Source organism: Xanthobacter sp. NM-59 (assembly GCF_021401125.1).
Classification (GTDB): Bacteria; Pseudomonadota; Alphaproteobacteria; order Rhizobiales; family Xanthobacteraceae; genus Xanthobacter.
Genome location: NZ_JACBFQ010000010.1, coordinates 21,864 through 35,212 on the forward strand (window position 1 = coordinate 21,864; position 13,349 = coordinate 35,212).

Here is a 13,349-nt window from a genome sequence, read left to right on the forward strand (position 1 = left end):
TCACGGCGCGCCGGCCAACCCGCTTTCACCCCTCGCCAGCCCCTGAAGCCTTCGCCATGCCGCCAAGCAGGGCGTCCAGCCCCTCGTCCCAGCTTGGCACCGGGCCGTATTGCGCCGCGAGATGATCGATGAACAGGCGCACCTTGCGCGGCAGGAACCGGCGCGAGGGATAAACGGCGAACACCCCGACCCGGTGGGACGCCCGCCACTGCGGCAGCACCACCTTGAGCGCCCCGGACCGCAATTGCGGCCCCACGTCCCAGGTGGAGCGCAGGGCGATGCCCACCGAGGCCAGGACGGCGGCGCGGACCACCTCGTTGGAATTGGTGCGCAGGGGTGCGCCGATGCGCAGCGTCACCGGCCCGTCCGGGCCTTCCAGCCGCCAGGGGTCCTGGCTGTGGGTGGCCAGCAGCACATGGCGCGAGAGATCGGCGATGGTGGCCGGCTCGCCCGCGCGGGCGAGATAATCCGGAGTGGCGCACAGCACCCGGTGCACGGGCGCTAGGCGCCGCGCCACCAGGCTCGAATCATCCAGGTCCGCGATGCGGATGGCGAGGTCGAACCCCTCGCCCACAATGTCCACGAACGCGTCGGTCAGCTCCAGGTCGATGGTGAGGCCGGGATTGGCCTCCAGCAGCGGGCCGATATGGGGGGCGATATGCATGCGCCCGAACGAGGTGGGCGCGGACACGCGCAGCAGGCCCCTCGCCTCCGCCGACCCATGGGTGAGCTGGTTCTCCGCCTCCTCCACCGCGGCGAGGATGGCCACCACGCGCTCGTAGAAGCCCTCCCCCGCCTCGGTCAGGGTCACCTTGCGGGTGGTGCGCTGAAACAGGCGGGTGCCGAGGCGCTCCTCCAGCCGCTGCACCCGCTTCGACACCACCGGCGGGGACAGCCCCAGCTCCCGCCCCGCTGCGGAAAGGCTGCCGGCGGTGACGATGCGGGCGAAAATCTCAAGGTCGGCCAGATTGTCGATCATGGGCGGCAGGGGCGCGATTTTTCCAGTTCTCCAACTCACTTTAGCCGCCGCGGCAACAATCGGCGACGGATTTTCGCGCGGCAGGGATTATACTTGCTCCAAACACATCGGAACGGGAAACGCCGTAATGGGAGCGACGATCGAGGCCGCAGGGGCGCCGCGCCTCGCCATGCCGGAGCCGGACGCCGGCGTCATGGGCCGCCGCGCGGCCATCGTCGCGGACCTGCGGGCCATTGTGGGCGCGGGCGCGGTGATCGACCACGAGCGGGCCATGCGGCCGTATGAGTCAGACGCTCTCACCGCCCACCGTCAGCTTCCGCTCGCCGTGGTGCTGCCTTCGACCACCCAGGAGGTGGCGGCGGTGCTGAAATATTGCCACGACAACCGCATCCGCGTGGTGCCGCGCGGCGCCGGCACCTCCCTTTCCGGCGGCGCGCTGCCGCTGGCGGATGCGGTGCTGCTGGGCCTGGCGAAGTTCACCCGCGTACGCGAGATCGACATTGCCAATCGCTGCGCGGTGGTGGAGCCGGGGGTCACCAATCTCGGCATCACCAAGGCGGTCGAGCATCTGGGCTTCTATTACGCGCCCGACCCCTCCTCGCAGATCGCCTGCACCATCGGCGGCAATGTGGCGGAGAATTCCGGCGGCGTGCACTGTCTGAAATACGGCCTCACCACCCACAATGTGCTGGGCGCCGAGCTGGTGCTGATCTCCGGCGAGATCGTGCGGCTCGGCGGCAAGCATCTCGACGCTGGCGGGCTCGACCTGCTCTCCGTCGTCATCGGCTCGGAAGGCCTGCTGGGGGTGGTGACGGAAGTCACCGTGCGCCTTCTGAAGAAGCCGGACACCGCGCGCGCCGTGCTGGTGGGCTTCCCCTCCTCCGAGCAGGCGGGGGATTGCGTGGCTAAGATCATCGCTTCGGGCATCATTCCCGCCGGCATCGAAATGATGGACAAGGATGCCATCGCCGCCGCCGAAGCCTTCGTGAAGGTGGGCTATCCGCTGGATGTGGAAGCCCTGCTCATCGTCGAGCTGGATGGGCCGGAGGCCGAATGCGCCCACCTGCTGGGGGCTGTGGAGGCCCTCGCCCGCGATTGCGGCGCCACCACGCTGCGCGTCTCCCAAAGCGAGGAGGAGCGGCTGGGCTTCTGGGCCGGGCGCAAGGCGGCCTTTCCGGCGGTGGGGCGCATCTCCCCCGACTATCTCTGCATGGACGGCACCATTCCCCGCCGCCAGCTGCCCTTCGTTCTGGCGCGCATGCGGGAGCTGTCCGGGAAACACGGCCTGCGCGTGGCCAATGTGTTCCACGCCGGTGATGGCAACCTGCACCCCCTCATCCTTTATGACGCCAATGCCCCGGGAGAGCTGGAGGCAGCCGAGGCGTTCGGCGCCGACATTTTGCGCCTGTGCGTGGAGGTGGGCGGCGTGCTCACCGGCGAGCATGGAGTGGGCATCGAAAAGCGCGACCTGATGCCGGAAATGTTCAACGAGACGGACCTGCTCCAACAGCAGCGCCTGAAATGCGCCTTCGATGCCGAGGGCCTGCTGAACCCCGGCAAGGTGTTCCCCACCCTGCACCGCTGCGCTGAGATGGGGCGGCTGCATGTGAGCGGCGGCGCCCTGCCCTTCCCTGATCTGCCGCGCTTTTGAGGCCGCACGCGACCATGACCGAGCCCCTTTTCGCCCGCGACGAGCAGGATGTGGTGGAGGCGGTGGCCGCCGCCTGCGCGAGCGCCAGCCCCCTTGAGATCACCGGCACCTCGTCCCTGCGCGCCCTGGGCCGCCCCTGCGCTGGCCGCGTGCTGGATGTTTCCGCCCTCTGCGGCGTCACGCTCTATGAGCCGGAAGAGCTGGTGCTCTCGGCCCGGTGCGGCACGCCGCGGCGGGATATTGACGACATGCTGGCAGAGAGTGGCCAGATGCTGGCCTTCGAGCCCCTGGATCTCGGCCCCGTTCTGGGCACTGCGCCGCGCGCCGGCACGGTGGGCGGGCTGTTCGCGGTGAACCTGTCCGGCCCCCGGCGCCTCAGCGCGGGCTCGGCGCGCGACCACGCTTTGGGCCTGCGCGCGGTGTCGGGGCGAGGCGAGTTGTTCAAGGCCGGCGGGCGGGTGGTGAAGAACGTCACCGGCTATGACCTGCCGCGCCTGTTCGCGGGCGCGTTCGGCACCCTGGGCGTCGCCACCGAGATCACCTTCAAGGTGCTGCCCCGGCCGGAAACGGAACAGACCCTGCTGCTCCACGCCCTTGCGCCCGCCCGCGCCGCCGAGGCGCTGAGCGCGGCCATGGGCTCTTCCTGCGAGGTCTCCGGCGCCGCTTTGATGCCGGCGGCGGTGGCGGCCCGGCTGCCCGGTCTTTCCGCCCGCGAGACGGTGGCCCTGCGGTTGGAAGGCGTCGCCCCCTCCGTGGCGGCGCGCCGCGAGATGCTGCGGCAGGCGCTCTCCCCCTTCGGCCCCACGGACGTGCTGGAGGCCGACGTCTCCGCCCCCCTGTGGCGCGCGCTGCGCGATGTCGAGCCCTTCGCCGGACCAAGCGCGTGCGCCCTGTGGCGCATCTCCACCGCCCCCATGGCGGGGCCCATTCTCGCCGCGCGGCTGTGCGCGGAGCTGGACGGGGAGGCGTTCTGCGACTGGGCCGGCGGGCTCATCTGGCTTTCCCTGCCGAGCGAGGCCGCGTGGGCGGAGCGCGTGCGCGCCGTGCTGGCGCCTGAGGGCGGGCACGCGACGCTGATCCGCGCCACCGCCGCCGAACGGTCAAAAACCGCGGTATTCCAACCCCTCGACGGCGCCCTCGCCGCGCTAACCCACCGGGTGAAGGACAGCTTCGACCCCGCCGGCGTGCTCAATCGCGGCCGCATGCATGAGGGATGGTGACATGAACCTTCAGCCCACCATCCCCCGCGCGGCCCTTTCCGCCCAATGGCCCCGTGCCCCATACGGCCATGGCGCCTCCGCCGCGCGGTCAGTCCGCCGCTCTATCCCCGGTCGCGGGCTCCGCCGCCCCTCCACCGCTCTCCTTTGCCCCGTCGCGCCAGGACGCCGCTGATGCAGACCCATTTTTCCCTGGCGCAGCTCGCAGATCCGGCCATTGCGGAGGCAGATTCCATTTTGCGGGCATGCGTGCATTGCGGCTTCTGCACCGCCACCTGCCCCACTTATGTGCTGCTGGGCGACGAGCGCGACAGCCCGCGCGGGCGCATCTATCTCATCAAGGACATGCTGGAGGCGGGGCGGCCGGCCACCGAGGACGAGGTGGGGCCCATCGACCGTTGCCTGTCATGCCTGTCATGCACAAGCACCTGCCCCTCGGGCGTCGATTACATGCACCTCGTGGATCAGGCCCGGAGCTATATCGCAGCCACCTATGAGCGCCCGGCGGCAGATCGGCTCATTCGCGCGCTCATCGCCCGCATCCTTCCCTATCCCCAGCGCTTCCGCCTGGCGCTGAAGGCGGCGGCCCTGGGCCGGCCCTTCGCCGGGCTGCTGGATCGCGGCGCCCTCAAGCCGCTGGCGGCCATGCTGCGCCTCGCCCCGCGCTCCACCGCGCGGACGGCGGTGAAGGATGGCATCCATCCCGCGCAGGGGCCGCGGCGGGCGCGGGTGGCGCTGCTGAAGGGCTGCGCCCAGGACGTGCTTCAGCCCTCCATCGACGCGGCCGCCATCCGCCTGCTGAACCGGCTGGGGGTGGAGGTGGTGCGCCTGGCCGACCAGGGCTGCTGCGGCGCGCTGGTGCATCACATGGGCCGCACCGATGAGGCCCACGGCTTCGCCCGGGCCAATGTGGAAGCCTTCAGCCAAGAAATGGAGCAAGGCGGGCTCGACGCCATTCTGGTCACCGCCTCCGGCTGCGGCACCACGTTGAAGGATTACGGCCACATGCTGCACCGGGACCCCGCCCATGCGGAGCAGGCGGAGCGCGTCGCCGCCAAGGTGCGCGATATCAGCGAGTTTCTCGCCACCCTCGAACTGCCGCCGCAGCCGCCGCGGGGCCTGAAGGTCGCCTACCATTCCGCCTGCTCGCTCCAGCACGGGCAGAAGGTGAAGGCGCCGCCCGTGGAGCTGCTGCGCCGGGCGGGCTTCGAGGTGGTGGAGCCCATCGACCCCCATCTGTGCTGCGGCTCCGCCGGCACCTACAACATGCTGCAGAGCGACTTGGCCGAGGCCCTCAAGGCCCGCAAAGTGGCAACCCTGGAAGCCCGCGCGCCGGACCTGATCGCCGCCGGGAACATCGGCTGCCTCACCCAGATCGCCAGCGGCACCGAGCTGCCCGTGGTGCACACGGTGGAGCTGGTGGACTGGGCCCTGGGCGGCCCGCGCCCCGTCGCTCTCGGCCCGGGCTGAAAGCCGGCAGGCAACAGTTCGGCATCAATTCCCCGCAATTGTTGCCATTACAGCGAAAGTGCATTTCCACCCCCGGGGTTGGACAGGGCCGCCAGGGGGCGTTACCACAAAAGGAACGCGGGCGGTTTCCGTCCCCAGCAACCGGGCTCATCGTGATGGCCAGCGCCTTCGATCTTTCGCTCTATCTCGTCACCGACCCGCGCCTCACCGCGGCGCGCGGGCTTGAGGCGACGGTGGCGGCGGCGGTGAAAGGCGGCGTCACCCTGGTGCAGCTGCGCGATCCCGACGCCCATGGCCGGGCCCTGGTGGAACAGGCGCGCGCCCTGAAGGCGCTACTCGCGCCTTTGGGTCTGCCGCTCATCATCAATGACCGGGTGGACGTGGCTGTGGCGGCGGACGCGGACGGCGTGCATCTGGGCCAGGACGACATGTCTCCCGCCGATGCGCGCGGCCTTCTGGGGCCGGACCGCATTCTCGGCCTCTCCGTGGGCAATCCGGCGGAATATGCCGGTTCCGACCTTTCAGGCGTGGACTATCTCGGCGTCGGCCCGGTGAAGGCCACCGGCACCAAGGCGGATGCGGGCGCGGCCATCGGCCCGGCGGGCATCGCCGCCATACGGGCGCTGACGGGCCTGCCTCTGGTGGGCATTGGCGGCGTCGACGCCGCCATCGCGCCGGAGGTGATCCGCGCCGGGGCCGACGGGATCGCGGTGGTGTCCGCCATCTGCGCGGCCGCCGACCCCGAGGCCGCCGCCAAAGCCTTGCGCGCCGCCGTATCGGCCGCGCGCTGACCCTCACGCGGCGTCGCCGCGAACCGACACTTTCCACCGAACTTCAAGTGGCTGAAGGAGGCCGCACGCCATGACTCTGTCCGCCGCCAAGGCATCCCTTCCCCTCACCGACGGCATCACCGTGACCGGCGCGCTGGCGCCCCGCTTCGAGGAGATCCTCACCCCCGAGGCGCTCGCATTCCTGGCGGGCCTTCAGCGCAAGTTCAACGCCACCCGCACCGCTTTGCTCGCCCGCCGGGTCGAGCGCCAGACCCATTTCGACAAGGGCGAACTGCCGGACTTCCTGCCCGAGACGGCGAACATCCGCGCCGATGACTGGACCATCGCCGACCTGCCAGCCGACCTTCTCGACCGCCGCGTGGAGATCACCGGCCCGGTGGACCGCAAGATGATCATCAACGCGCTGAACTCCGGCGCCAAGGTGTTCATGGCAGACTTCGAGGACGCCTCCGCCCCCACCTGGGCGAACATGATCGAGGGCCAGCTCAACCTGAAGGACCGCTGGGCCGGCGCCATCGATTTCACCGACGCCACCACCGGCAAGGCCTACAGGCTCGGCCCCAAGCCCGCCGTGCTCATCATCCGCCCGCGCGGCTGGCACCTGCCGGAAGCCCATGTGCTGGTGGACGGGGAGGAGATGTCCGGCGCGCTGTTCGATTTCGGCCTCTACGTCTTCCACAATGCCAAGGCGGCCCTGGCCCAGGGCTCCGGCCCCTATTTCTATCTGCCCAAGACCGAGAGCCACCTGGAAGCCCGGCTGTGGAACGAGGTCTTCACCTTCGCCGAGCAGGAGCTGGGCCTTGCGCACGGCACCATCAAGGCCACCGTGCTCATCGAGACCCTGCCGGCCGTGTTCGAAATGGACGAGATCCTGTTCGAGCTGAAGGACCACATGGCCGGGCTCAATATGGGCCGCTGGGACTACATCTTCTCCTTCATCAAGCGGCTGGGGAAGAATGAGCGCTTCCTCACCCCCGATCGCGGCCGCATGGTCATGAGCGAGGCGTTCCTGAAGGCCTATTGCCTGCTGCTGGTGGAAACCTGCCACCGCCGCAATGCCTTCGCCATGGGCGGCATGGCGGCCCAGATCCCGGTGAAGGGCGACGCCGAGGCCAATGCCGCCGCCTTCGCCAAGGTGAAGGCCGATAAGGAGCGCGAGGCGGGCCTGGGCTGCGACGGCACCTGGGTCGCCCATCCCGACCTCGTGCCGGTGGCGCTGGAGGTGTTCGACCGCCTGATGCCCAAGGCCAACCAGCGCGACGCCTCGCGCCCTGCCTGCAATGTCACCCGCGACGACCTGCTGGAGATGCACAAGGGCGCCCGCACCGAGGCCGGCCTGCGCGAGAACATCCGGGTGGGCGTGCAATATATCGAGGCGTGGCTGCGCGGGCGCGGCGCGGTGCCGCTCTACAACCTCATGGAGGATGCGGCCACCGCCGAGATCAGCCGCGCCCAGGTGTGGCAATGGATCCACCTCGCCGCCAGGCTGGAGGACGGCCGCACGGTGACCGGCGAGCTGTTCGGCGCCCTCATGACCGACGAGATGGCCAAGCTGCGCGGGGTGCTGGGCGCCGCCACCTATGACGCCGGCCGCTTCCCGGAGGCCATCAAGCTGTTTTCGGACATGTCCCTGGCCGACAGCTTCGAGGAATTCCTCACCCTGCCGGCCTACCGCCTGATCGCCTGACCACCCTGGCGCCCCTCCTTCCGGGCGGGGCGCCAGCGGAAGGCCGGTGATGTTTTAAACATCACTAATTGGTGTTGAAATCTGAGTTCGCGAGGCGTAGCGTTGAATATAGATAGATTCAACAACACTCGCCTCGGCCCTCCGTGATCACTGCCGCACAGCTCCGTGCCGCCCGCGCTCTGCTTGGCCTCGACCAGAAGGGGCTGGCCGCCCTGTCCACCCTCTCGGTGCCCACCATCCAGCGGATGGAGGCCAGCGAGGGGGTCATTCGCGGCAATGTGGACTCGCTCATGAAGCTGGTGGCGGCCCTGGATAGCGCCGGCATCGAGCTCATCGGAGACAATATGGCGAGCGAAGCGGGCGGGCGCGGCGTGCGGCTGAAGGAGCCCACCCCGCGCACACCCCTGGCAGGGACGGAGGGCTGAGACGTGGCCGACGGCGCAACTGCCGCCGCGGCGGCGCTGGGCTCCACGCCCACCGGGCCCCTGAGCGGCCTTCTCTTCCTGATTGTCGCCTTCGCGGCGATCGCGCTGGCGGCCCCGCGCCTCGCCCGGCGGCCCGGCGGCAGCGCTCTCGTCTATGGCGCAAGCTTCATCGCCGCGACGCTGGGCCTGCTGAGCGCCCTCGCCGGCCTTGTCTGTGCACCCGAAACGCTGGTGCTGCCCTTGGGGCTGCCCTGGATCGGCGCCCATTTCCGGCTCGATGCGCTCTCCGCCTTATTCGCCCTGGTGGTGAATCTCGGCGGCGCAGCGGCGAGCCTCTATGCCATCGGCTATGGCCGGCACGAGCATGCGCCGGAACGGGTGCTGCCCTTCTTCCCCGCCTTTCTCGGCGCCATGAACCTGGTGCTGGTCGCGGCTGATGCCTACAGCTTCCTGTTCGGCTGGGAGCTGATGTCGCTGGCCTCCTGGGCGCTGGTGATCGCCCATGACAAGTCCGCGGAAAACCTCAAGGCCGGCTTCGTCTATATCGTCATGGCCACCTTCGGCACGCTGATGCTGATGCTGGCCTTCGCTCTGCTCGCGGGCCCCTCCGGCGCCTATGCCTTCGCGGACATGGAGCGCGCGCCCCATGGCGCCCTGGTGACCGCCTTGGTGCTGGGGCTGGCGCTGGTGGGCGCGGGCTCCAAGGCGGGCCTGGTGCCGCTGCATGTGTGGCTGCCGCTGGCCCATCCGGCGGCGCCCAGCCACGTGTCCGCCCTCATGAGCGGGGTGATGACGAAGGTGGCCATTTACGGCTTCATCCGCATCGTGTTCGAGCTAGCTGGTCCGCCCGATTGGTGGTGGGGCATTCCGGTGCTGGCGGCGGGCGGCATCACCGCCACCCTGGGCGTGCTCCAGGCCATGCTGCAGGCGGACATGAAGCGCGTGCTGGCCTTCTCCACCATCGAGAATATCGGCATCATCTTCGTCGGGCTGGGGCTCGCCCTGGCCTTCAAGGGCAATGGGCTGGAGGCGGCCGGCGCGCTCGCGCTCACCGCCGGCCTGTTCCACGTGCTCAACCACGCGCTGTTCAAGAACCTCCTGTTCTTCGGCGCCGGCGCGGTGCTGAACGCCACCGGCGAGCGAAGCCTCGAACAGCTCGGCGGGCTCATCCATCGCATGCCCACCACGGCGGCGGTGATGCTGGTGGGCGCCGCCGCCATCTCGGCCCTGCCGCCGCTCAATGGCTTCGCCTCCGAATGGCTCACCTTCCAGGCCATCCTTCTGAGCCCGGAGCTGGCGCCCTGGGGCCTCAAGCTGCTGGTGCCGGCGGTGGGCGCGCTGCTGGCCCTCGCCGCGGCATTGGCGGCGGCCTGCTTCGTCCGGCTCTACGGCATCGCTTTCCTGGGCCGCCCGCGCACCGGGGCCGCCGCCGAGGCGCGGGAGGTGGACCGCTGGTCGCGCGGGACCATGATCGGCCTCGCCACGCTCTGCGTGCTGGCAGGCATCCTGCCCGGGCCGGTGATCGACGCGCTGCAGCAGGTGGTGTCACCGCTGATGGGCGCGCGCATGCCGGTGCAGGGCGACGTGGCGTGGCTCTCCATCATCCCGGTGGGCGAGAGCCGCTCCAGCTATAACGGCCTCCTGGTGTTCGTCTTCATCCTCATCTCGGCGGGGCTGGCGGCGGTCCTGATCCACCGCTTCGCTTCCCGCGCCCTGCGGCGGGCGCCGGCCTGGGATTGCGGCTTCCCGCTCAACGATCCCCGCACCCAATACTCGGCCTCGAGCTTCGCCCAGCCCATCCGGAGGGTGTTTGCCAGCGGCCTGTTCCGCGCCCGCGAGGACGTGACCATGCCGCCGCCGGGCGACCTTTCCCCCGCCCGCATCCGCCTGAGTGGGGACGACCCGGCCTGGCGGCTCATCTACGCGCCGCTCACGACGATGGTGGACGCGCTGTCCGCGCGCGCCAATGTGCTGCCGCACCTCACCATCCGCCAATATCTGGGCATCGTCTTCTCGGCGCTCATCCTCCTGCTGCTGGTGCTGGCGATATGGCCCTGATTGGCGATCTCCTCATTCAGGGCACGCAGATGACGGTGGTGCTCGCCGTGGCTCCGCTGGTGACGGGCGTGGTGCGCAAGCTGAAGGCGCGGCTCTACCGCAAACGCGGCGCGAGCGTGCTCCAGCCCTATCGCGATCTCGCCCGCCTGTTCCGCAAGGAAGCGGTGGTGGCGGAAGGCGCCTCCTGGCTGTTCCGCGCCGCGCCCTACCTCATCTTCGCGGCCACCTGGGTGGCGGCGGCGCTGGTGCCCACCTTCGCCACCGGGCTGCTGTTCTCCTGGTCGGCGGACCTCATCGCCATCACCGCCCTTCTGGGCAGCGCCCGCTTCTTCCTGGCGCTGGCGGGCATGGATGTGGGCACGCCCTTCGGCGGCCTCGGCTCCAGCCGCGAGATGATGATCTCATCCCTCGCCGAGCCGGCCATGATCATGCTGGTTTTCTCCCTGGCCCTGGTGGCGGGCTCCACCCAGCTGTCCACGGTGGCGGGGGTGATGCTGCAGGGCGTCGGCCTGCGCGTGTCGCTGGCCCTGGCGCTGATCGGCCTCATGATCGTGGCGGTGGCGGAGAATGCCCGCATCCCGGTGGACAATCCCTCCACCCACCTTGAGCTCACCATGGTGCACGAGGCCATGGTGCTGGAATATTCCGGTCGCCACCTCGCCCTCATCGAGCTGTCGGCGCAGCTGAAGCTTACGCTCTACATCTCGCTCATCGCCTGTGTGTTCGTGCCCTGGGGGCTGGCGCCCGCGGGGGCGGGGCTGACCCATATGCCGCTCGGCCTGCTCGCATATTTCGGCAAGCTGGCGGTGGGGGCCACGCTGCTCGCGCTGTTCGAGGTGTCGCTGGCGAAGATGCGGGTGTTCCGGGTGCCGGACTTCCTCGGCGCGGCGCTCATGCTGGGGCTGCTCGGCACCCTGCTCTTGTTTGTGTCTCGGGGGCTCTGATCCATGCCGCAGCCCATGTCCCCCCATTTCGTGTTCGACATCGCCCACCTCCTGGCGGGCGCCATGGTGCTCATAAGCCTGATGATGCTGTACCAGGACCGCCTGCCTGCGCTCATCAAGGTGTTCGCGCTGCAGGCGGTGGCGCTGGCGGCCTCGGTGGCGTGGCAGGCTTATGCCCATGATGCGCCACACCTTTACGTCACCGCCGGCATCGCCATCCTGTTCAAAGGGCTGGTCATTCCGGTGGCCCTGCACCGCATGGTCGCGCGGCTCGGCATTCACCGGCAGGTGGAAACGGCGCTTGCCACCGGACCCACCATGCTGGCCGGCATCGGCCTCGTCGGCCTCTCTCTGGTGGTGATGCTGCCGGTGACAGCCACCTCCGATCCGCTGGCGCGGGAGGACCTCGCCTTCGCCCTTTCGGTGGTGCTGCTGGGCTTCCTGATGATGGTGACGCGGCGCAATGCGGTGAGCCAGATCATCGGCTTCATGTCCATGGAAAACGGCCTCATCCTCGCCGCCGCGGGCGCCAAGGGCATGCCGCTGGTGGTGGAAATCTCGGTGGCGTTCTCGGTGCTCATCGCCTTCATCATCCTCGGCGTGTTCCTGTTCCGCATCCGTGAGCGGTTCGACACGGTGGACGTGGACGCCCTCGACCGGTTCCGGGGAGGGCGGGCATGAGCCTTCCCAGCATCCTTCTGCTGCTCGCCACCCCGGCGCTCGCCGCCGCGCTGCTGGCGCTGTGGCCGTCCTGGCGCTCGGGGGCGTGGGTCAACGTCCTCGCCTGCACCCTCGCCTTCGCCGGGGCGCTGGGGCTGGTGGTGCACCGGCCGGACAGCGGGCCCTATATCCTGGTGGACGACCTCAACATCGTGTTCATCGTCCTGAACACGTTCGTGGCCCTCACAACCGCCGTGTTCAGCGCCACCTACATCGCCCACGAGGTGGAGACCGGGCGCATGACGCCCGCCAACCTGCGCGTCTACCACGCCATGTACCAGGTGCTGCTGTTCGGCATGAACATGGCGCTGGTGTCCAACAATCTCGGCGTCATGTGGGTGTCCATCGAGGGCGCGACCCTCTCCACCGTGCTCATGGTGGGGCTCTATCGCACGCCGGAAGCCATTGAGGCGGCGTGGAAATACTTCATGCTCGGCTCGGTGGGCATCGCCATGGCGCTGTTTGGCACCATCCTCGTCTACATGGCCGCCCAGCCGGTGGTGGGCGAGGGCCAGGACGGCATGGTGTGGAGCGTATTGGTCACCCGCGTTCAGGCCTTCGATCCGGCCTTGCTCAACCTCGCCTTCGTGTTCCTGCTGCTCGGCTACGGCACCAAGGTGGGCCTGTTTCCCCTCAATGCCTGGCTGCCGGACGCCCATGCGGAAGGGCCAACCCCCATTTCCGCCGTGCTGTCCGGCCTGCTGCTGAACGTGGCGCTGTATGCGGTGCTGCGCTTCAAGCTGCTGCTGGCGCTCAATCCCGGCGCGCTGGCGCCGGGGCCCCTGTTGATGGGCATGGGGCTCGCCTCGCTGCTGCTGGCGGGCGTGATGCTCTACCGGCGGCGGGACATCAAGCGCCTGTTCGCCTACTCCTCCATCGAGCATATGGGGCTCATCGCCTTCGCCTTTGGCATTGGCGGGCCGCTGGCCAATTTCGCCGGGCTGCTGCACATGGTGATGCATTCGCTCACCAAATCCGCCATCTTCTTCGCAGTGGGCCATGTGGCCCAGGTGAAGGGCACGCAGAAATTGTCGGAGATCCGTGGCCTCACCACCTCCCATCCCGCGCTCGGCTGGGCCCTGGTCATCGGCGTCCTCGCCATTGCGGGGCTGCCGCCGGGCGGGGTGTTCATGAGCGAGTTCCTGCTGGTCACCTCCACCTTCGCCAAGCCGTTCCCGCTGATGCTGCTGGCCTTGCCGCTGGTGGCCGGCCTCCTCATCGCCTTCGGGGCCCTGGTGCTGAAGCTCAGCGGCATCGCATTCGGCGAACCGACTCCCGGAACCGCCCCGGTGAAGGCCTCCTACGGGCCTCTGGTGGTCCACCTTGCCCTGGTGCTGGCCGCCGGCCTCTATCTGCCGGCGCCGCTGGTGGCCTGGTTCCAGCACGTGGCGAAGCTTCTGGGGTAGC

At 69.3% G+C, this 13,349-nt stretch carries 11 protein-coding genes; 10 read left to right on the forward strand and 1 reads right to left on the reverse strand.

The window, feature by feature from the left end:
- Positions 1-25: 25 nt before the first annotated feature.
- On the reverse strand, positions 26-979 hold the full coding sequence (locus L0966_RS16720; RefSeq protein WP_234053284.1) for a LysR family transcriptional regulator: 954 nt from the start codon (positions 977-979) through the stop codon (positions 26-28).
- A 127-nt stretch (positions 980-1,106) separates the two neighbouring features.
- Here L0966_RS16720 and L0966_RS16725 point away from each other — a divergent pair, with 127 nt between their 5' ends.
- From L0966_RS16725 to L0966_RS16770, 10 genes are all read left to right on the forward strand, one after another.
- The gene (locus tag L0966_RS16725) at positions 1,107-2,630 is read left to right on the forward strand and encodes an FAD-linked oxidase C-terminal domain-containing protein (protein WP_234053107.1); all 1,524 of its coding nucleotides are present in this window, start codon (positions 1,107-1,109) and stop codon (positions 2,628-2,630) included.
- Positions 2,631-2,644: 14 nt separating this feature from the next.
- On the forward strand, positions 2,645-3,850 hold the full coding sequence (glcE, locus tag L0966_RS16730; protein WP_234053108.1) for a glycolate oxidase subunit GlcE: 1,206 nt from the start codon (positions 2,645-2,647) through the stop codon (positions 3,848-3,850).
- A gap of 171 nt (positions 3,851-4,021) precedes the next feature.
- On the forward strand, positions 4,022-5,317 hold the full coding sequence (gene glcF, locus L0966_RS16735; protein WP_234053109.1) for a glycolate oxidase subunit GlcF: 1,296 nt from the start codon (positions 4,022-4,024) through the stop codon (positions 5,315-5,317).
- 155 nt (positions 5,318-5,472) lie between these two features.
- Positions 5,473-6,108, forward strand: a complete 636-nt coding sequence (gene thiE, locus L0966_RS16740; RefSeq protein ID WP_234053110.1) for a thiamine phosphate synthase — start codon at positions 5,473-5,475, stop codon at positions 6,106-6,108.
- 70 nt (positions 6,109-6,178) lie between these two features.
- Positions 6,179-7,795, forward strand: a complete 1,617-nt coding sequence (aceB, locus tag L0966_RS16745) for a malate synthase A (protein ID WP_234053111.1) — start codon at positions 6,179-6,181, stop codon at positions 7,793-7,795.
- Positions 7,796-7,938: 143 nt separating this feature from the next.
- Positions 7,939-8,220 carry a transcriptional regulator gene (locus tag L0966_RS16750; protein ID WP_234053112.1) on the forward strand — a complete coding sequence of 94 codons (282 nt, stop codon included), beginning with the start codon at positions 7,939-7,941 and terminating at the stop codon, positions 8,218-8,220.
- 3 nt (positions 8,221-8,223) lie between these two features.
- Positions 8,224-10,278 (forward strand): hydrogenase 4 subunit B, encoded by a 2,055-nt coding sequence (gene hyfB / locus L0966_RS16755; protein ID WP_234053113.1) that lies wholly within the window; start codon positions 8,224-8,226, stop codon positions 10,276-10,278.
- The gene (locus tag L0966_RS16760) at positions 10,269-11,222 is read left to right on the forward strand and encodes a respiratory chain complex I subunit 1 family protein (RefSeq protein WP_234053114.1); all 954 of its coding nucleotides are present in this window, start codon (positions 10,269-10,271) and stop codon (positions 11,220-11,222) included. The genes hyfB and L0966_RS16760 overlap by 10 nt, the downstream gene beginning before the upstream one ends.
- A 3-nt stretch (positions 11,223-11,225) precedes the next feature.
- The gene (locus L0966_RS16765; RefSeq protein ID WP_370640788.1) at positions 11,226-11,903 is read left to right on the forward strand and encodes a hydrogenase-4 component E; all 678 of its coding nucleotides are present in this window, start codon (positions 11,226-11,228) and stop codon (positions 11,901-11,903) included.
- On the forward strand, positions 11,900-13,348 hold the full coding sequence (locus tag L0966_RS16770) for a hydrogenase 4 subunit F (protein WP_234053115.1): 1,449 nt from the start codon (positions 11,900-11,902) through the stop codon (positions 13,346-13,348). Before L0966_RS16765 ends, L0966_RS16770 begins: the two co-directional genes overlap by 4 nt.
- Position 13,349 lies beyond the last annotated feature (1 nt).